The sequence below is a fragment of the Cupriavidus sp. GW823-FHT07A04 genome, assembly GCF_058794615.1.
This window is the reverse complement of the sequence record NZ_JBXAHA010000024.1, coordinates 85,091-103,726: the sequence shown is the minus strand read 5'-3', so window position 1 is coordinate 103,726 and position 18,636 is coordinate 85,091. Positions and strand designations below refer to the sequence as shown.

At 61.5% G+C, this 18,636-nt stretch carries 16 protein-coding genes, 2 tRNA genes and 1 pseudogene; 12 read left to right on the top strand and 7 right to left on the bottom strand.

The genetic code is table 11. The features are described 5' to 3' along the window. From paaB to AC1Q7Q_RS33700, 10 genes are all read left to right on the top strand, one after another. Positions 1–285 carry a 1,2-phenylacetyl-CoA epoxidase subunit PaaB gene (gene paaB, locus AC1Q7Q_RS33745; protein WP_006156041.1) on the top strand — a complete coding sequence of 95 codons (285 nt, stop codon included), beginning with the start codon at positions 1–3 and terminating at the stop codon, positions 283–285. A gap of 15 nt (positions 286–300) precedes the next feature. Beyond that, entirely contained in the window at positions 301–1,101 is an 801-nt protein-coding gene (gene paaC / locus AC1Q7Q_RS33740) for a 1,2-phenylacetyl-CoA epoxidase subunit PaaC (RefSeq protein WP_492372364.1), read from the top strand. A 6-nt stretch (positions 1,102–1,107) separates the two neighbouring features. Beyond that, on the top strand, positions 1,108–1,665 hold the full coding sequence (gene paaD / locus AC1Q7Q_RS33735; RefSeq protein ID WP_492372363.1) for a 1,2-phenylacetyl-CoA epoxidase subunit PaaD: 558 nt from the start codon (positions 1,108–1,110) through the stop codon (positions 1,663–1,665). 27 nt (positions 1,666–1,692) lie between these two features. Further along, the gene (gene paaE, locus AC1Q7Q_RS33730; protein WP_459375270.1) at positions 1,693–2,781 is read left to right on the top strand and encodes a 1,2-phenylacetyl-CoA epoxidase subunit PaaE; all 1,089 of its coding nucleotides are present in this window, start codon (positions 1,693–1,695) and stop codon (positions 2,779–2,781) included. Between the two features lie 66 nt (positions 2,782–2,847). After that, positions 2,848–4,530 (top strand): phenylacetic acid degradation protein PaaN, encoded by a 1,683-nt coding sequence (gene paaN / locus AC1Q7Q_RS33725; protein WP_492372362.1) that lies wholly within the window; start codon positions 2,848–2,850, stop codon positions 4,528–4,530. 191 nt (positions 4,531–4,721) lie between these two features. After that, a complete protein-coding gene (paaK, locus tag AC1Q7Q_RS33720; protein WP_492372361.1) occupies positions 4,722–6,047 on the top strand; it encodes a phenylacetate--CoA ligase PaaK in 1,326 nt (441 codons plus the stop codon). Between the two features lie 140 nt (positions 6,048–6,187). After that, positions 6,188–6,263, top strand: a tRNA-Asn gene (locus AC1Q7Q_RS33715). A gap of 4 nt (positions 6,264–6,267) precedes the next feature. Further along, a tRNA-Gly gene (locus AC1Q7Q_RS33710) sits at positions 6,268–6,343 on the top strand. 299 nt (positions 6,344–6,642) lie between these two features. Further along, the gene (locus tag AC1Q7Q_RS33705) at positions 6,643–7,350 is read left to right on the top strand and encodes a hypothetical protein (protein ID WP_492372360.1); all 708 of its coding nucleotides are present in this window, start codon (positions 6,643–6,645) and stop codon (positions 7,348–7,350) included. Positions 7,351–7,463: 113 nt separating this feature from the next. After that, positions 7,464–7,916, top strand: coding sequence for a helix-turn-helix transcriptional regulator (locus AC1Q7Q_RS33700; RefSeq protein WP_492372359.1), 453 nt, complete (start codon positions 7,464–7,466; stop codon positions 7,914–7,916). A gap of 435 nt (positions 7,917–8,351) precedes the next feature. Here the strand turns inward: AC1Q7Q_RS33700 and AC1Q7Q_RS33695 are convergent, their stop codons facing one another. Together AC1Q7Q_RS33695 and AC1Q7Q_RS33690 are read right to left on the bottom strand one after the other, a co-directional pair. Continuing rightward, positions 8,352–9,521: an IS91 family transposase gene (locus AC1Q7Q_RS33695; protein ID WP_492372358.1), complete on the bottom strand. Its 1,170-nt coding sequence runs from the start codon at positions 9,519–9,521 to the stop codon at positions 8,352–8,354. Between the two features lie 23 nt (positions 9,522–9,544). After that, on the bottom strand, positions 9,545–10,420 hold the full coding sequence (locus AC1Q7Q_RS33690; protein ID WP_492372357.1) for a tyrosine-type recombinase/integrase: 876 nt from the start codon (positions 10,418–10,420) through the stop codon (positions 9,545–9,547). Positions 10,421–10,788: 368 nt separating this feature from the next. Here AC1Q7Q_RS33690 and AC1Q7Q_RS33685 point away from each other — a divergent pair, with 368 nt between their 5' ends. Next, positions 10,789–11,511, top strand: a complete 723-nt coding sequence (locus AC1Q7Q_RS33685; protein ID WP_492372356.1) for a TetR/AcrR family transcriptional regulator — start codon at positions 10,789–10,791, stop codon at positions 11,509–11,511. A 133-nt stretch (positions 11,512–11,644) separates the two neighbouring features. On the opposite strand, the gene AC1Q7Q_RS33680 is transcribed toward AC1Q7Q_RS33685, so the two are convergent. Next, positions 11,645–12,802 carry an alpha/beta hydrolase family protein gene (locus tag AC1Q7Q_RS33680; protein ID WP_492372355.1) on the bottom strand — a complete coding sequence of 386 codons (1,158 nt, stop codon included), beginning with the start codon at positions 12,800–12,802 and terminating at the stop codon, positions 11,645–11,647. A 40-nt stretch (positions 12,803–12,842) separates the two neighbouring features. Next, a pseudogene (locus tag AC1Q7Q_RS33675) lies at positions 12,843–13,805 on the bottom strand (alpha/beta hydrolase); the annotation flags it as partial. Positions 13,806–14,213: 408 nt separating this feature from the next. On the opposite strand from AC1Q7Q_RS33675, the gene AC1Q7Q_RS33670 reads away from it, so the two are divergent. Further along, a complete protein-coding gene (locus AC1Q7Q_RS33670) occupies positions 14,214–15,272 on the top strand; it encodes a porin (RefSeq protein ID WP_492372388.1) in 1,059 nt (352 codons plus the stop codon). Between the two features lie 64 nt (positions 15,273–15,336). On the opposite strand, the gene AC1Q7Q_RS33665 is transcribed toward AC1Q7Q_RS33670, so the two are convergent. From AC1Q7Q_RS33665 to AC1Q7Q_RS33655, 3 genes are all read right to left on the bottom strand, one after another. Beyond that, positions 15,337–17,007, bottom strand: coding sequence for a GMC family oxidoreductase (locus AC1Q7Q_RS33665; protein WP_492372354.1), 1,671 nt, complete (start codon positions 17,005–17,007; stop codon positions 15,337–15,339). A gap of 63 nt (positions 17,008–17,070) precedes the next feature. Continuing rightward, positions 17,071–17,496: a YciI family protein gene (locus AC1Q7Q_RS33660; RefSeq protein WP_492372353.1), complete on the bottom strand. Its 426-nt coding sequence runs from the start codon at positions 17,494–17,496 to the stop codon at positions 17,071–17,073. Between the two features lie 65 nt (positions 17,497–17,561). After that, positions 17,562–18,512 (bottom strand): Bug family tripartite tricarboxylate transporter substrate binding protein, encoded by a 951-nt coding sequence (locus AC1Q7Q_RS33655; RefSeq protein ID WP_492372352.1) that lies wholly within the window; start codon positions 18,510–18,512, stop codon positions 17,562–17,564. Positions 18,513–18,636 lie beyond the last annotated feature (124 nt).

The following is an 18,636-nucleotide window of genomic DNA, read 5'->3' as shown; positions in this document are numbered from 1 at the left end:
ATGAACAAGGAATGGCCAATCTGGGAAGTGTTCGTGCGCAGCAAGCAGGGCCTTGACCACAAGCATTGCGGCAGCCTGCACGCGCCCGACGCCAGCGGCGCGCTGCGCATGGCCCGCGACGTCTACACGCGCCGTCAGGAAGGCGTGAGCATCTGGGTGGTGCCCTCGGCCATGATCACGGCGTCGGACCCGGCGGACAAGGAGTCGTTCTTCGAGCCGGCTGGCGACAAGATCTATCGCCACCCGACGTTTTTCGTGCTCCCCCCCGAAGTCGACCACATGTAAGGCGGGACCCAGAACATGACCACGCCCCAACATTTGTCGTACGTGCTGCGCCTCGCCGATAACGCGCTTATCCTCGGCCAGCGCAACAGCGAGTGGTGCAGCCAAGGCCCTGCGCTCGAGGAAGATATTGCGCTGGCGAACATCAGCCTGGACCTGATCGGCCAGGCACGCCTGCTGTATTCGCACGCGGCTACCCTTGACGAAGCACTGAACGGCACACGGAAAACCGAAGACAGCTACGCCTACTTCCGCGCCGAGCGCGAGTTCGCCAACTACACCTTGGTGGAGTTGCCCCACTTCGGGCCGCTCGCCGGCACGGCACGTGCCGAGCGCGACTATGCGGTCACGATCACGCGCAACTTCCTGTATTCCGCGCTGATGGGCCACCTGTGGACGGCGTTGCAATCGTCCACCGACACGCATCTGGCGGCCATCGCCGCCAAGTCGCTGAAGGAAACCCGCTATCACCTGACCCACGCCGCCGACTGGCTGATCCGCTTTGGCGACGGCACCGAGGAGTCGCACCGGCGCGCGCAGGCGGCGCTGGATTACCTGATGCCGTACACCCGTGAATTCTTCGCGACCGATGCAGTGGAAACCGCGGTGGCAGCGGCCGGCATCGGTCCCCTGATGGCGGACCTTCAGCCCGCCTGGCAGGCAGACGTCGCCGCCACGGTGGCGCAGGCCACGCTCACGTTGCCGTCCGAGGCGAAACACATCACCACCGGCAAGCACGGCGAGCACTCGGAGCACATGGGCTACCTGCTTTCCGAAATGCAGAGCCTTGCACGCCAGCATCCCGGCGCCACCTGGTAGATCAAGATGAACGCTGCTGACACGCTGATGGAGTCCGACGCCACGCTGGAGCGCGCCTGGACCGTGCTCGAAGCCGTACCCGACCCGGAAATCCCGGTGGTGTCGATTCGCGAACTGGGCATCCTGCGGGACGTGCGCCGCGGCGCTGACGGCGTGCTCGAAGCCGTCATCACGCCAACCTATTCGGGCTGCCCTGCCATGTCGCAGATTGCCGAGGACATCGGGCAGGCGCTGAACGCCGCCGGGATCCTTTCCCATCGCGTTGTCACTGTGCTCGCCCCGGCCTGGACCACCGACTGGATGACCAGCGAAGCGCGCGACAAGCTGCGGCAATACGGCATCGCGCCGCCGATGGGCAACTGCGGCAGCGGCCACGCGCCGCAAGAGAAGACCATCCGCTTCGTGCCGCGCACAGCATCGCACGCTACCCACGACCGGCCCGCATGCCCGCAATGCGGCTCCGTGCACACCGAACGCCTGGCGCAGTTCAGCTCGACGGCCTGCAAGGCACTGTACCGCTGCATCGATTGCCGCGAGCCGTTCGACTACTTCAAACCGTACTGACAAACCGTACCGACCTGGACCGACAACATGGCGACACCGCAATTTCATCCGCTGCGTATCCGCGAGGTACGGCCCGAGACCGCCGACGCGGTGACCGTCTCGTTCGAGGTGCCGGAGGCCCTGCGCGACGCGTACCGTTTCACGCAAGGGCAATTCGTCACGCTCAAGGCGCATCTTGATGGCGAGGAAACCCGCCGTTCGTATTCGATCTGCGTGGGCGTCACCGACTATGACCGCGATGGCGAGCTGCGCATCGGCATCAAGCGGGTACGCGGCGGCAGGTTCTCCAATTTCGCCTTCGACACGCTGCAGCCCGGCCACGAGATCGAGGTGATGACACCCGACGGGCGCTTCTTCACCCACCTGAACGCCGAGCTGTCGAGGTCCTACGTGGCGTTCGCGGGCGGCTCGGGCATCACGCCAGTACTCGCGATCATCAAGACCACGCTGGAGACAGAGCCGACCAGCCGCTTCACGCTGGTATATGGCAACCGCAGCGTTGACGCGATCATGTTTGCCGAGGAGCTCGAAGACCTCAAGAACCGCTTCATGAGCCGGTTCTCGCTGTATCACGTGCTGTCCGATGATCTGCAGGAGGTCGAGCTGTTCAACGGCGTGCTGGATCAGGCGAAATGCGAGGCCTTCCTGGCCACGCTCGTGCCCGCCGCCGAGATCGACGAAGCCTTCATCTGTGGCCCCGGCCCGATGATGGACGCCGCCGAGGCCGCGCTCAAGGCCGCCGGCGTGGCGCCCGCGAAGGTGCACGTGGAGCGCTTCGGCACGCCGCTGCCGCAAGCGGGCGTGCCGCCGATCGAGATCACCGACGACACGCCGGCCGCGGATCTGGAGCTGATCATCGACGGCAAGAAGCGCAAGCTGCGGCTGCCGTACGTGGGCGTCAGCGTGCTGGACGTCGGCCTGAAAGCGGGCCTTGCATTGCCCTATGCCTGCAAGGGCGGGGTGTGCTGCACGTGCCGGGCCAAGGTCCTGGAAGGCGAAGTCAAGATGGAAAAGAACTACACGCTGGAGCAGCACGAGATCGACGACGGCTTCGTGCTCACCTGCCAATGCCATCCGGTCTCCGACCGGGTTGTCGTCAGCTACGACGAACGGTAAATGAACGGTAAATCGACGCACAGCAAGTGCAGTACCGCAATCCTTTAAAGAAATACGGCCCCCGCAATGAATCACGCCCTGTTTGAAAAACACGAGAAGACACTTGCCCAAGCCCTGGACGCCATCCGGACCCGAGGCTACTGGAGCCCCTTCAATGAGATGCCCAGCCCGCGCACCTACGGCGAAACCGCCGCCGACGACGGCGAGGCGGCATTCAAGGCGCAACTCGGACAACCCTTCGTGCTCGAGCAAGCCGGCAGCGGCGGCACCGTCGGCGCGGAACATTCGCCATTCGGCTTCGCGCTGAACATCGGCTATCCCAACGCCGAGCCGGACGCGCTGATCGCGGCGGCGCAAGCGGCGCAGCTGCAATTCCGCAAGGCAGGCCCGAAGGCCTGGGTCGGCGTGAGCCTGGAGATCCTGGCGCGGTTGAACCAGGCGAGCTTCGAGATCGCGCACAGCGTCATGCATACCACCGGGCAGGCGTTCATGATGGCATTCCAGGCCGGCGGCCCGCATGCGCAGGACCGCGCGCTAGAGGCGATCACTTATGCGTGGGATGCCATGCGTGACATTCCGCAGACGGCGTACTGGGAAAAGCCGCAAGGCAAGAATCCGCCGCTCGCCATGGAAAAGCGCTTCACCATCGTCCCGCGCGGAATCGGGCTGGTGATCGGCTGCTGCACGTTTCCCACCTGGAACAGCTATCCCGGCCTGTTCGCGGACCTGGCCACTGGCAATGCCGTCATCGTCAAGCCGCATCCCGCCGCGATCCTGCCGCTGGCCATTACCGTGCGTATCGCGCGGCAAGTGCTGGAGGAGGCCGGCTTCGATCCGAACGTCGTGACCTTGCTGGCCACCGCACCCAATGACGGTGCGCTGGTGCAGTCGCTGGCCACGCGCGATGAAATCCGGCTGATCGACTTCACCGGCAGCACCGCCAACGGCGACTGGCTGGAGACACACGCGCTGCAGGCGCAGGTGTACACCGAGAAGGCGGGCGTCAACCAGATCGTGATCGACTCGGCGGACGAACTGAAGGCGGTGTCGCGCAATATCGCGTTTTCGCTCGCGCTGTACTCGGGCCAGATGTGCACCGCGCCGCAGAATATCTACGTGCCGCGCGATGGCATCAAGACGGCGCAAGGCACGGTCCCGTTCGAGGAGGTGGCCCAGTCCATCGCCGATGCCGTGGAAAAGCTGACCAGCGATCCGGCCAAGGCCGTGGAGCTGATCGGTGCGATCCAGAACAAGGGCGTGCTTGACCGGATCGAGCAGGTGACCAAGCTGGGCGTTCCGCTCCTTGCCAGCCAGCGCCTGGTGCATCCGGCCTACCCGGAAGCCAGCGTCAGCACGCCGGTCCTGCTGAAGCTCGACGCCCGGCGCGACGAGGGTACGTTTACGCAGGAATGGTTCGGCCCGATTGCGTTTGTGATTGCCACCGATTCCACCCGGCATTCGCTGGAACTCGCCGCGCGCATCGCTCGCACGCGCGGCGCGCTGACGCTGTCGGTCTACAGCACGGACGAACAGGTGCTCGATGCCGCTGACGAGGCTGCCGTATCCGGCGGCGTTGCGCTGTCGGTCAACCTGACGGGCGGCGTCTTCGTGAACCAGTCGGCGGCGTTCTCGGACTTCCACGCCACCGGCGCGAATCCCGCGGCCAACGCGAGCCTTGCCGACACGGCCTTTGTTGCCAACCGCTTCCGCGTCGTGCAAAGCCGGCGGCATGTGCCGCAGCGCACCTGAGCGACTGCATATCCAGCACTACCAATCAGTAATCAGTAATCAGTAATCAGTAAGCAGGCACGTTGCCAACCTGGGCGGCACGACGGCAAAGACCGTTGACGCGCATGACCAGGTTGGCAGGCTGCCGCGTGGCGCCCCCGTTCCCGCCACCGTCCGTTCCTATTTTGCCGCGTCATTCTCAGGAGACAACCGTGGTCCAGCCAATTCCTCAACCGGGTGAGCTCGAAGCCATCGAACTAGCCAGCCGCGACGAACTCCAGGCACTGCAACTGGCGCGCCTCAAATGGTCGCTGCGCCATGCCTATGACAATGTGGCACACTACCGCCGCGCCTTCGACGCTGCCGGGGTGCATCCGGACGACCTGCGCCAGCTATCCGACCTGGCGAAATTCCCCACCACGACCAAGCAGGACCTGCGCGACAACTATCCGTTCGGGCTGTTTGCCGTGCCAAAGGATGAGGTGGTGCGCGTGCACGCATCGAGCGGCACGACCGGCAAGCCGACCGTGGTGGGCTATACCGCGAAGGACATCGACACATGGGCCAACGTGACGGCGCGCTCGATCCGTGCGGCGGGCGGCCGGCGTGGCGACACGCTGCACAACGCGTTTGGCTACGGCCTGTTCACCGGCGGCCTCGGCATTCATTACGGCGCCGAGCGGCTCGGCTGCATGGTCGTGCCCATGTCCGGCGGACAGACCGAGAAACAGGTACAGCTCATCCGCGATTTCGAGCCGTCGATCATTCTCGTCACGCCGTCCTACATGCTCAACCTGATCGACGAGATGGCACGCCAAGGCATGAACCCGGCGAAGTCATCGCTGAAGATCGGTATCTTCGGCGCCGAGCCGTGGACCCAGGGCATGCGCAGCGAAATCGAGACCCGGGCGGGCATCCAGGCCGTCGACATCTACGGCCTCTCGGAGATCATGGGCCCGGGCGTGGCGTCCGAGTGCATTGAAAGCAAGGACGGCCCGGTGGTCTGGGAGGACCACTTTTATCCCGAGATCATCGATCCGGTCACCGGCGAAGTGCTGCCCGACGGCAGCCAGGGCGAGCTGGTATTTACCTCGCTCTCCAAGGAAGCCATGCCGATGATCCGTTACCGCACGCGTGACCTGACCGCGCTGCTGGCGCCGACATCGCGCTCGATGCGCAGGCTGGCGAAGATCACGGGGCGCTCCGACGACATGCTGATCATTCGCGGGGTCAACGTGTTTCCGAGCCAGGTCGAGGAGCTGATTCTCGGCATTGCCCGGCTTAGCGGCAACTACCAGCTGTGCATCACGCGCGACGGGCATATGGATTCGCTGTCCGTGTCGGTGGAGGCGCGCGCGGAGATCTGCGCCTCGCTGGCCGAAAGCGAGCGCGAGCAGCTGGCACGTGAGCTGCAGCACCGGGTGAAGACGATGATCGGCGTTTCCACGGCCGTGCGCGTCCTGAATACCGGCGAGATCAAGACCACCGCCACGGGCAAGGCGCAGCGCGTGCTCGACCTGCGGCACCTCGGCGCTTGAGGCGGTAACTGCGGGAGGCGTGAGAAGCGAGCGAGAAGCAAGCCGATCGCAGCCGATCCACGCTGAGCGAAAAAAACTATTCAAAAACGCAAAAGGCTGTTGTACAATCCGGCCTCCGTTTCGATTGAGACGGAACTTGTTCCCCGATAGCTCAGTTGGTAGAGCGCCGGACTGTTAATCCGTAGGTCCCTGGTTCGAGCCCAGGTCGGGGAGCCAAAAAGCGGGAGTAGCTCAGTTGGTAGAGCGCAACCTTGCCAAGGTTGAGGTCGCGAGTTCGAGCCTCGTCTCCCGCTCCAGACATGATGTCCACGGACTTCCATCGAAGTCCGCTGGTCTTTGCAAAAAGGGGCTTCGGCCCCTTTTTGCATTCCATCTGCCGCTACGGCACTATGTTTCCAGGGCCAAGGCGATGGCTTTCGTCCATACGCCAATGGCAAAGGCGCCAGGGTCCACGTCCCGAGCGCTCGTTCTCACTTCATCGTCGTATTGAGCTCCTATGTCCTAGCTGAAGCTGAATAAGCTTCGGGTTCTTCGTGCGCTCTCGCGACGGTTGGTCGAAGAGGTCGGGTTAGTGCCTGACAAACAATCCCTACGCGTGAATGACGGTCTGTTGAGCGGCTTCGATTTGCACCGCATATGTTCGGAGCAAATCGGTGTCGTCATACTGGACTACGCCATGCCTGAGTTGACTGGCTTCGAGGTAGCGGACTGGCAGATTTGCCGCGGACTTGGGAAGGTCTTGCTGACGGGGCAGGCGTCACCACGTCACGCGATAGAGGGCTTCAACGCGGGCGTCATCGACCGGTTCATACGGAAAGACGATCGCGAGGCAATTCGGCACGTCGTGGACTATGTTCGCGAGCTTGAGCGCAAGGTGATGGCATCCGTCGGTGATGCGGCGTTGAGCATCTTGCAGCGGCAATCGCTTCCTTTCCTCGGGAATCCGGCGTTGCTAGCGCTGCTCGACGATGTGACGCGCGACGCCGAGGCCGTCTGGGTCACCGTCAGTCTGACGCCGCCAGGGATTGCCGCGATCGATAAGGCAGGGCGCACGAAGCGCTGGCTCGTCATGGATGACGAGGCTAGAGTGTCCCAACTGGAGGTGGCCCGGGAGGCGGGTGTACCCGAGCCTTTCATGAAGGCAATCCAACGCGGAACACATTTGCCATTCTTCCTCGGTGCGCGGAATGCTGGGGGATACTACGAACATGGCTTGGACTGGTCAGAGGGCTTGCACAAAGTCATCGCCGCCGACATCGCAGGGTTCAAGGTCGCGGAACTTCCAAGATGCTTCCCGGTTTGACAGAGGCATTTCCGGAGTTGGAGTCGACGCGCGGACGCCTGAAGGCGTCGGGACTTCGCCTTAGTTATGCGTCACCCGTCTGCTCACGCTTCATCAGTCACGAGTGTGGCTCGATGACCCGAAGCGCTCGATCGGCGGAATCGCAATTCAGTCCGCCATACGCCGCGTTGCCCACGGTTGTACGGCCGGGCGTGGTAGCGAGTGCGTATTTCGGTCCTTTTGGCTTGGCGTCGTGGTTGCTGGTTGAGCACGAAGAGCGGGCTGACCTGGAGGCCGTGCTGATCGGGCATGCGAAGTTGCACGTCTTGCTTGATACGCGGTACATGGCAGCGGCGTCCGCCTATTTCGGGAACCAGCGACTGACGGAGCGAGAGGCGCAGGCTTTGTCTTTGACTGCGAACGGAAAGTCCAGTCGGGAGATCGGCGAAAAGTTGGGAATTTCGGCGCGGACCGCCGATCACTACATCGATGAGGCTCGCCGAAAGCTCGGTGCTCAGAGCCGCGCCGAAGCCGTGTTCCTGGCGATGCGATCGGGATTGTTTCGTGTGGAACCTTGGTGCCGCTAGTAAAAGGTGTTACGCCGAGTTTCGGGATAGGGGAGCCGAGGTGATCGGGGTGACTGTGTAGTTCAGGGATCGGTCTGACGGCTGAGTTTGTTAAGGATTGTTTGATGTCTGCCCTCGTCTGCAGGACTGTGAGAGGGAGCGGCGCGTGTGGGCAGGCGTCGAACAATCCTCGAGGGGGGAAACCGCGGGATGCAGCGATGCGGCGTACTGGGCTATGGCGATTGAAGCGTTTGCTTGATCAGCAGAGCCAGTGGATGTCGGAGGAAGCGTGGCGTGAGGGGGACCCCGGCATGGCGGGAGGTCGCGGCAGATCAGGAGCGTTAGGACGCTGCGAGCGTGCAATGAGGCGGCCTGAGACAGCGAGCACGACTGTCCGCTTGCGGCTCCGGTGTCCGGAGAGCCGACGGTTGACTTGGATGCGTAAGATATGTGGGCTCATGCGAGGGCTCGCTGCGGCGGCGGTCCGCGGATGCAGACACTACGCGGGATGATCTCGATGACGAGCATCGGCGCGCCACAGTGCCGGCAGACGAAGGGCGTCGGCGCAGCGAGATCGGTGTCGTCAGGTGCAGCGGTGACGTTGGGCGCGGCATCCAACAGCTCACGCGCTCTGGCCAGATTCGCGCGGCGCACCGGGTTGGCAAGCAGACCATAGTGCCGGATGCGATGGAAGCCGCGAGGTAGCACGTGCAACAGGAAGCGCCGCATGAACTCGCCGGCATCCAGCGTCATGGTCTTGTAGCGAGTGCGGCCTTTGGCTCGGTAATCCTTCCAGCGAAAGGTCACGCCACGCTCGTCCAGGGCGAGCAGGCGCTGGTTGGAGATCGCCACGCGGTGGGTGTAGCGTGACAGGTAGGCCAGTACCGCCTCTGGCCCGGCGAACGGTCGCTTGGCATACACGACCCATTCGGAGGTGCGTAGCGGTGCGATCCACTGCGCGAAGGCAGCCGGATCGGCGAGCGCGGCGTAGTCGCCGAAGAACTGCAACTGGCCCCGACCATGCGCAGCCTGGAGGGCCTCAAGAAAGCGGCGTCGAAACAGGCGGGAGAGCACGCGGACCGGCAGGAAGAAGCCGGGGCGGCAAGCCACCCATCGTTCGCCATCTGGTGACAGGCCGCCGCCGGGGACGATGCCATGCACGTGCGGATGATGCGTGAGTGCCGATCCCCAGGTGTGCAGCACCAGGGTGGCGCCAATCTGCGCGCCGAGGTGCTTCGGGTCGGCGGCGATGGTCCGCAGGGTGTCGGCGGCGACATCGAACAACAGGCCATAGATCACCGCCTTGTTGTACCAGGCGATGGCGCTGATGGGCGCAGGCAGCGTAAACACGACGTGGTAGTACTCGACGGGCAGCAGATCTTCGCTGCGCGCTTCCAGCCAGCGACGCGCAGCGCTGGCTTGACACTTTGGGCAATGTCGGTTGCGGCAGGAGTTATAGGACACCTCAAGCTTGGCGCAGCCGGAACAGCGCAGCACATGCCCTCCCAGTGCCGCGGTTCGGCACTGTTCGATGGCCGACATGACCTGCAACTGCCCCAGGCTCAGGTGTGCAGTCTGTCGCCAGGCCGGCCCATGGAGGCGGAAGATATCCGCGATCTCGAGCATGAGAGTGCTCGGTGGACCAAAGCCTAGGTGGAGCGGAGGTTCTCCAGCGGGCTGACGACCTCGCGCAGCAGATCAGTGGCGACCTGGGCGTAAAGCGCTGTGGTCTCCAGCTTTTTATGCCCAAGCAGTACCTGAATGACGCGAATATCGACCTTCTGTTCGAGCAGGTGGGTGGCGAAGCTGTGTCGCAGCGTATGCATGGACACGCGCTTATCAATCTGTGCATCCTGGGCGGCGGCATGGATGGCGCGATTGAGTTGCCGGACACTGAGCGACTCGATCGGATTGAGGCCCGGGAACAGCCAGCCGCCGTCGAGCATCTTGCCCTGCGCGTGGGCGACACGCCACCAGACGCGCAGTCGTTCGAGCAGCACTGGCGAGAGCATGGCGTAGCGGTCCTTGCGGCCCTTGCCCTGTTCGATGCGCAGGGTCATGCGTTCACTGTCGACATCGGTCACCTTTAACGCCACCACTTCGCTGGCGCGTAGGCCGGCGCCGTAGGCGACCGCGAGCGCGGTCTGGTGCTTCAGGTTACCGGCGGCAGCCAGCACTCGGGCGACTTCGTCGGGGCTGAGTACCACTGGCAGGATGCGTGGCACTCGCACCGGACGCATCTTGGCCATGCGTTGGGCATCGCCGAGAGTCACTTCAAAGAAGAACTTTAATCCAGTGATCGCGGCATTGAGCGAAACCGGGGAGATGCCGCGATCGACCAGATGGAGTTGATAGCGCCGTAGGTCCTCGGTGCTGGCCGTGTCGGGCGAGCGCCCGAGAAAGATGGCGAACTGCCGCACGGCGCGGATGTAGTGGGTCTGGGTCTTGTCCGAGAGCTTGCGCATCCGCATGTCTTCGATCATGCGCTGGCGTAGCGGGCTGATGGTAGGCGTCGCGACTGACATGGCTGTGCTCCTGTCGAGGCTCGAGGCGAATTGCCTCGGTCCTCAACATAGGAAACAGCGCTGGCGGTTGAGTCACTTTGCGCTGGGCCGGAGGGTTACCGCGCGAGCGGTTTAGTCCATCGGCCAATTTCCGTCATTTGTCACATCCGCCACAGATGACCGCATTGGGCCTCAAACCGGTCAAACGCCGAAGCTCGCTGGTGGCGCCGTGTTCGAGTGAGCGGCTACCCCTCACTTCAAGCGCAGAAGAGAACCTATCGAATCTACCGGCTGCAATCGATATCGAAGTTCGTTAGCTGTACAATTGACCTAAATCCTTTCAAAAACCGGCCACAAGGGAACCGGAGACATCGTCAGCTTAGACACCGATGAAAAATTCACCGAGTACTGCCGCAAGCGAGCGGACAAGGCCAGCCGCAGGTAGCGTTCCTGGCGTCGTTCGGACCAAGACGAGGAAGGCTGGCGACGCGACCCGCGACCGGATGCTCGATGCCGCAGAGGCGTTGTTTGCAAAGAGCGGATACCACGGAACGTCGATGCGAGACGTGGCAGAGGCAACTGAAACCCGGATCGCTCTGGTTACGTATCACTTTGGCACCAAGGACGTTCTCTTCAACAAGGTTATCGAACGTCGCGCTTCCTATATGGCGCATCAGCGTATTCTCGCCCTCGATGCAGCACGAACTCGCGCAGGCGAGAATCCGATACCGCTCGAAGACCTGATTTCCGGTTACGTTTACCCGTTTGTTGAACGAAGCGCCCACGGCGGACAGGGCTGGAAGAACTATTCACTACTGATCTCTCGCGTCTCCAATTCTCCCGATTGGGCGAAGTTCATCAGCGACCACTACGACCCCATTGCGCGTCAGTTTGTCGTTGAGTTCCGCCGAAGCTTGCCAACAGTCCCTGAAGAGGACATCTACCACGCATTCAGCTTTATGGTCGGCGCGATGGTTGCCTTGGTGTCGGAGCCCGGAAGAGTGGAGAGTCTTTCGCTTCGCAAGTTCAAATCCACCAATCTGGAACAGGCTTTCGAGTGCATGCTCCCATTCCTGACCGGAGGCTTTCGGGCGCTTACCGATAGGTCATAACGCGTCTCGTCGTCTCGTTCCCACCACCCTCACCGAGCCCGTTGCGGAACTTCGCCAGGCCCTGGTGAGGGTTCTGCGTCAGCTTGCTCCTGATGCATTTCAACGCGATGCATCAGAGCCTATACGTCCTGACTTAGCGACGCAGTTCTGCGGTGAGTACATCCGCGATCCAGTCAGCCATGTAATCCGTTGCAAGACTCATGTTCCCGATGCTGCAGTGTTGCTCGCCACCTTCATCGGCCGTGAAGATTCGCAGCTCGCGACGCGGGCTGTTTACGCAATCCTCATATGTCAGATATGCCGACTCCACCGGAACCTGACGATCAAGCTCGCCATGGTTCACAAGAATTGGCACACGGACACGGTCGAGAATCCCCTTCAGAGTAAAGCCGCTGGCAGTATCGAGACACTCCTCGACTGATTGCGCGCCAAGCACCCATTGCACGTGTTCAACAAAATGTGGAACCGACTTTTGAGTGCCGTGGCCTTCCAGCCGCATGCGGAACCGCTTGCCGAAGTCGTAGTTCGCCCCCCAAGCGACGCAGCATTTGAAGCGCGGTTCGAACGCTGTTGCGCGCGGCGCATGATAGCCGCCCATACTCAGCGCAATCATGCCGATCCGGTCGCGATCCACCTCTGGGCGACGCTCAAGGTAATCGATACACGCCGCAGCGGGAACCTCGGCTTCCGGGGAATTGTGCAGGCCGTGCTTGCGCAACGCTTCGCCTACTCCGGGATTGTCGACGATCAGCGTGGAGACTCCGCGCTTTGCCAAAGCGGCTGGGAAGCCTGATAGAAACAAAAACTCTTTGACGCCATCCAGGCCATTGAAATGCACCATGCAGGGCGCCGGTCTATTGCCCTCTGCCTTGACAAGCAACGCTGGCAACACAGTGTCCTTGTAGGGAACCATGACGCGCTCACAATTCACGTGGCCGAGCGCCACATACTTGGCAAAGTAATGGAGCATGCGGTCATACGCGTCCAAACGAGGCGGATAGTTGTGGTGTGGCATCCGCTCTGCAGTGATGAGCATGATTGCCGCTCGTCGGTACTTCTCCGACGCCGTCAGGCCATGCCCGGCATCTTCGTCGCCCGCTGCGCTTGCAGCCAGCTTCTGACCTGCGTCATCCCACGCGTGAAAGAACGCCTGGGCCGGATCCATTGCTTCCGGAACCTTCCCATCACGCAGCGAACGCGATGCCCGGTCGATCTCGTCCATGTTCGCCCCCATGTCCAGGGCCATGGAGAGCGACAGGTTCCAGGGGTAATCCGAAAAGTATTCAAGCATGTTTTACCTCTACTATTTCCGACAATGGGTTATCAATCAGTTAGTTTGCACGCAGGTGCTGCGCAGCGAAATCTGCGGCGAGCTGACCTGCGATTGCGAGATCGTTCTGATTCGAGTACAGACTCATGTGCGAGACCTTTGGCAACACTGAGAGCTTCTTGCGAACCGAAGGAATGCTGTTGAAGACGGCAACCTCGAGATCCCAAAGCGTGATGTCATCGTCTTCGGCGACCACCATGAGGATAGGCTTGTCGTAGAGGCGCTTTGCGAACGGTGCCACGTCGTACGACAGAAGCAACTCCGTCGATTCGACCGTACTCCAGTGCTCGTGCCGAGGAGCCTCACGTGCCTTGATGTCGTGGAAGATTGTGTGAATCGAAGGGAACGGCCAGGTGCACAGCTCTTCAAACGGCTGCCTCGACGACATCGGCAAGCGCCCCCCCGCTGATCCCTCTTGCGTCCGCTTGCGCCGATCTGCCAGGATTAGCTCGTTTAGCTCATGAAAGCGTTGGGAGCCGTGGACGCGGCGCATATTTTCGTAGCCGTCCACAACCGGAATGTTGGAGATCACGCATTTGACCCGCTCATCGGTCGCTCCGACCGCCAGCACGTGACCACCGGCGTATGAAATGCCCCAGACACCAATTCTATGCGCATCGATCTCGGGCAGCGACTCTCCATACGTTACGGCACTTTTATAGTCTTCGATCTGAGCCGCTGGATCGATATGTTGCCGGGGCTGTCCTTCGCTCGCCCCCATGCAACGGTAGTCGAACATGAGCACAGCCACGCCTTTCGCGACGATCGCCTCGGCGTAGTGAGGCATGACGATCTCTTTGACGTAGCACCAACCCCCACCCATGACGAGCAGCGGGAACGGTCCATTCCCATCAGGCAGCACCAGGTCCCCCCGGACCTTTTCCCCTCGACTCAGGAACTCCACTTCTTGCTGCCGAAAAATCACCATCATTGTCTCCTCTGCAAAGCCGTTTGAAGCCATCGCATTCGCACTGGCTGAGGCTAATTATCTGTACGTTTGACCAATTTGGTATACCTAGGGATTACCCGCGGCGGCAAGGCAATGCAAAGCCAGGTCGTCGCGGTCGAGATTGTCGCGTACAGTCTTCTACTCCGGATACGCGGCCTTCGCTCGCGTCCGTAGCCCCGTGACTGCATCGCCCCTTGAACGCAAATCCAGTCTTGGTAGAAACCCCACCTTTAATTGGTCAATCGTACTGTTTACTATCCGGCCGAGCCATTCGGAGAGAGGCCACGCGTCCGAGGCACTCGTCCCTCGGAATCACTCAGAAATTCCCCGCATGGCCAAGACGTTCATCAGAGATAAGCAAAAGGAGGAGATGTGAGATTGACACCGAACACCGTTGTCCGAACCATCGGATCACTGGCCACAATGGCTGCCGCGACGACCTGTTGGTCTCAAGGATCCGTCACGCTATATGGTGTGGCAGACGCCGGTATCGAATACGTGAATCACCTTCCCGGCAATGGCTCGAGTTCTGTGCGCCTGTCTACTGGCAACATTGCGGCAAACCGATTCGGGATGCGCGGCGTGGAAGACCTAGGCAACGGCCTGACCGCGCTTTTCGTGCTGGAAGGCGGCTTCGATCTTGACACCGGAAAGTCAACGCAAGGCGGACGCTTGTTCGGCCGCAATGCGTATGTCGGTCTCAAGCACGCTCAGTGGGGCACGCTGACCTTGGGACGACAAATCAATGGGCTGTATGAGACGTTTCCATACTTCGAGCCGATGGGCCTCGCAACGAAATACTCGGTCTATTCGCAGGACATTGCCTTCGTCGGACGCGCAGACAATTCGATCAAGTACACTGGCCGGCTCGGCCCGGTCACGGCATCGGCCTTCTATAGTTTTGGCGCCGACAGCAGTGTTGCAAACGGCAGTGAGGTTCCTGGTGAGCCAAGACTTGGGCGCGATTTCGGTGGCTACCTGGCCTACTCGTCCGACCGGGTAAGCGTGACCGCCGCTTACGACGAGATCAACTCCGGGACTACGGCGCTGAATCCTGATGCCAAGACGCGGCGAGTGCTGGCTGCCGGAACGCTTTCGTTTGGTAAGGCCAATCTGTTCGCGGGATATCGTTGGGCCAGAGCCTATGACGGTGCGACTCTCCAGGGAGCAATTCCCGGAGCAGGCAATCAGGGGTCGAATCTCTACTGGATCGGTATGAACTACGATGTCACGCCGTCCATCAATGTTGCAGGAGCGGCCTATTTCCAGGACTTCCGGAATACTGGCAACGACCCTTGGCTCCTTTCGCTCAGAGCCGAATACAGCCTCTCGAAGCGTACGCGGGCATACGCCGCTGTCGGCTATGCGATCAACAAGGGGAGCGCGAATCTCGGATTCTTTGACGGCGGCAAGTCGTTTGGCAATACCAATCCCGGCCAAAACCAGTTTGGCACCGTCATTGGGATGAGGCACTCGTTCTAACGGCCTTAAGGAGGGCGAGCGTGCCGAGCCGCTCGCCCTCCTCAAGCCGAGGTTGGGCGATGGATCAAATGCGGGCCTTGATGAGGTCAGCAGCCTTCTCTGCCACCATAATTGTCGGGAGGTTGGTATTGGCGCTTGGCACTGACGGCATGATTGAAGCGTCCACGACACGCAAGCGCTCAAGGCCATGGACTCGGCAATGCGTATCGACCACTGCGTCCGGGTCATTGGACTGGCCTATGCGGCAAGTTGCCGCTACATGGCCCATTGGTGCCACTGCGCCGAGAATCTCATCATCCGAAAGGCGCCGTTGCCCTGCCCGATTCGCTATCCACTTACCCGGCTTCAACGCACGGCCAAGCAACTCACGCGAGAAGTAGCTCGGCGAATTCAAGGCAACCTTCGCTCCCAAGGCAAGCAGGTGCCCGCGCACACCGCCTCGATTGAACTGATTCGCCGCCATCACCGGCGGCAGAATAAACGCATCGTGATAGCAGTCTGCGAACTCAGGCGCGCCCAGCAGCGTTTCGACCAGCCGAGCCGCCTTAAGCATCCGCGGCGCATCGCGCGGATCGTCGAAGAACCGAAAGTCGATCGAAGGGGTGACATCCGGGTCCGGCGAGATCAGGCTGACGCTACCGCGGGAGAATGGCGCATACAGGGCGGCACTGAGCATTGCGAGGTCGGTCCCGAAACCGCGCGGTCCGACCCGTCCCAGCAGGGAAAGGAACAGGTCGCCATCAGGACTCCCTTCCTGGCCCGACGAGTGCCGCAGCCCGGCGCATGCAAAGGTGCGCAGCGAGGCGGACTGACGCGCATGGCGCGGTAATGTCATCGCGAACTGCAGATAAGGATGGTTCTGCAGATGGCGCCCTACACCCCTAAGGTGATGTCGGGGAGTCATGCCCAGAGCCCTCAGGGCTTCGGCATCGCCAATACCGGAGCGTAGCAGGATCGCAGGTGAATGAACGCCACCCGCGCACAGTATGGTTTCCTCAGCAGTCACATGGGCCCTCTCCCTTCCGCTCGCGTAGACGGCGCCGGTGACCCTGCCACGGTCAATCTCGAGGTGGTGGGCGGTTGCGTCGGCCAGGATGGTCAGGTTCGGCCTGGCACGAACATCCCGGGTCAGATAGCACGACACACCCGAGGATCTCTTGCCACCATTGGCGGCGTAGGGCATGGCGAAGAATCCACACCCCGGCTGCTCGTTGATGTCGTCGATCGTCGAGAATCCGCGCGCGTTGAGTACCTTCTCAGCGGCGACAGCAAATCCCGGCCACTCCGAGCGCGGCGGACGGCGGATCACGAACGGGCCCGACTGACCGAAGTCAGGTGCCCTGCCGACATCCCCCTCGGCGCGCCGGAAGTAAGGTAGAACATCGTCCCAGCCCCAACCCGTCGCACCGGCTTCGACCCAACTTTCGTAGTTGGCGGGCAGTCCGCGCAGCGTCCACATGCCGTTGATACTGGATCCGCCGCCAAGAACTCTGGCCTGCGGATAAGGGTATTCTTCGCCGCCGGATCGCCGACGCGCGCGCAAGTCCTTCCAGAAATATGCCGGATTCAGCGACGCGCTAGGAAAGGCGTCATCAATGTCCGAAGGCACGGCTTCGGGCCGGATATCGGGACCCGCTTCGAGCAGGCACACCGTAGCGGAGGGATCTTCCGACAATCTCGCCGCGAGAACCGCGCCTGCCGTCCCGCCGCCAATGATCAGGTAGGTTACTTTCACTGAGTTCCAGCCAGGATCAGGCTGCGCGACGCGTCGGGCCGCGCAAAGCCATCGTTACGGTGCTTATCGATTGTCGACGCGCTTGTTGAATGCATGGATGCTGACCTGTTGCCAGAGCCCTGCGTGCGCAAACGGGTCATTGGCATTGAAAGCAACCGCATCCTCCTTCTTCTCAGCCTCCACGAGGAAGAGAGAGCCGATCATGGTCTCACCGTCGTCAGCAACAAGCGGACCCGAAATCAGCGTCTTGATGGATGCCTGCGCAAGGTAGGCCTTGTGCGCATCGTAGTTCGCCAGGCGCACGGATAGCGCACCTGGCTTGTCTAGGGCATGAATGACGTAGAACATAGTTTCTTCTCCTTGGTTGGCGATGTAGTCAACCTGATATCGGGCGATTCGCAAGTCATCGGAAGCGCGTAGCGCATCGAGTGCCGCCGGCAGGCCGTCGACGAGCTGGCGGCCTTTGCGCTTGCGCGCGACACCGGCCACAGACTATCGAGTTCCTGGTGGAACTTCTTGCGCAGGGGCGCGTGGGACACGACTGAATGTCGCGTTCACTCCAACTGGATACCCAGGGGCGGCAGTTGAGTCTTGAACCTCAAAACCTCGGACTCCAGCTGCTTCGCGAACTGATCCGGCTTTATCAGCACGACGTTCGCTGCGTTGATTTTGAGACTTGCCTGAAACTCGGGCGTCTTTACAGCCTGCTGCAGAGCAGCATAGAGCTTCTTCACACTTTCCGGCGTCATACCTGCGGGGCCCAGCAATCCCGACCACGCGGGCACATCGGCACCTTTGACCCCCAGTTCTTCAAAGGTCGGCACGTCCGGTAAGGTCGTGGAGCGCTTCGAGGCCGAGATTGCGAGGGCGCGGACTTTTCCGTCCTTAAGAAGAGGTATTGCGGTCGACTCCCCAATGAAGATCGAGTCCACCTGCCCCCCAAGGAAATCACTAACGGGTGATCGGTAAGGGACATGCAGCATCTGGACTCCTGCACCTTTCGCGAACAGCGCACCTACCACGTGCGTGGTGTTCCCAATACCAAAGGAGCCATACGAAACTAAGCCTGGCTTTGCCTTCGCGGCTGCAATGAGATCGCGTGCAGTGCGAAATGGCGAGTCAGCACGGACCAGCAGGACGAAGCCGCTGCTCTGCGTGATCATGCTAATGGGCGTGAAGCTCTTGATACTGTCGTACTGGAGCTTGGGGTGCAGCGCAGCGTTGGTCGCGTGCCCCGCGGTCGTGTACAGCAGGGTCAGCCCATCGGGCTTGGCACGAGCGACCTCCGCGGTACCGACTATCCCGCCGCCGCCCGGCCGGTTATCAACGATGAAGCTCTGCCCGGTCGCCTTGCGCAGTGCCTCGGCAAGCACCCGTGCGGACGTATCGAAACTGTTTCCAACGCCAATAGGCACGACGATTCGAACGACTTGCCCCTGCGCCAGAGCCGCATTGGCTGCAAACAGGCAGAAGCACGTCGCCAGAAGTATGAGCTTGCGTAACATCGATGTCTCCTTTTAGTCAGGTCGAATTTTATACTGTACAACTGACCAACTTCAAGGAGGGTTTTTACTGTGTATGTTTCAGTTGTCGGATCGAAAGCAACAGTACTTGCTCCGTTGCGAGTTC

Excerpts from the sequence above, each read along its gene's own strand:
- paaB (WP_006156041.1), top strand. The coding sequence starts at position 1 with ATGAACAAGGAATGGCCAATCTGGGAAGTGTTCGTGCGCAGCAAGCAG.
- paaC (WP_492372364.1), top strand. The coding sequence starts at position 301 with ATGACCACGCCCCAACATTTGTCGTACGTGCTGCGCCTCGCCGATAAC.
- paaD (WP_492372363.1), top strand. The coding sequence starts at position 1,108 with ATGAACGCTGCTGACACGCTGATGGAGTCCGACGCCACGCTGGAGCGC.
- paaE (WP_459375270.1), top strand. The coding sequence starts at position 1,693 with ATGGCGACACCGCAATTTCATCCGCTGCGTATCCGCGAGGTACGGCCC.
- paaN (WP_492372362.1), top strand. The coding sequence starts at position 2,848 with ATGAATCACGCCCTGTTTGAAAAACACGAGAAGACACTTGCCCAAGCC.
- AC1Q7Q_RS33700 (WP_492372359.1), top strand. The coding sequence starts at position 7,464 with ATGACCCGAAGCGCTCGATCGGCGGAATCGCAATTCAGTCCGCCATAC.
- AC1Q7Q_RS33695 (WP_492372358.1), bottom strand. The coding sequence starts at position 9,521 with ATGCTCGAGATCGCGGATATCTTCCGCCTCCATGGGCCGGCCTGGCGA.
- AC1Q7Q_RS33690 (WP_492372357.1), bottom strand. The coding sequence starts at position 10,420 with ATGTCAGTCGCGACGCCTACCATCAGCCCGCTACGCCAGCGCATGATC.
- AC1Q7Q_RS33685 (WP_492372356.1), top strand. The coding sequence starts at position 10,789 with ATGAAAAATTCACCGAGTACTGCCGCAAGCGAGCGGACAAGGCCAGCC.
- AC1Q7Q_RS33680 (WP_492372355.1), bottom strand. The coding sequence starts at position 12,802 with ATGCTTGAATACTTTTCGGATTACCCCTGGAACCTGTCGCTCTCCATG.
- AC1Q7Q_RS33670 (WP_492372388.1), top strand. The coding sequence starts at position 14,214 with ATGGCTGCCGCGACGACCTGTTGGTCTCAAGGATCCGTCACGCTATAT.
- AC1Q7Q_RS33655 (WP_492372352.1), bottom strand. The coding sequence starts at position 18,512 with ATGTTACGCAAGCTCATACTTCTGGCGACGTGCTTCTGCCTGTTTGCA.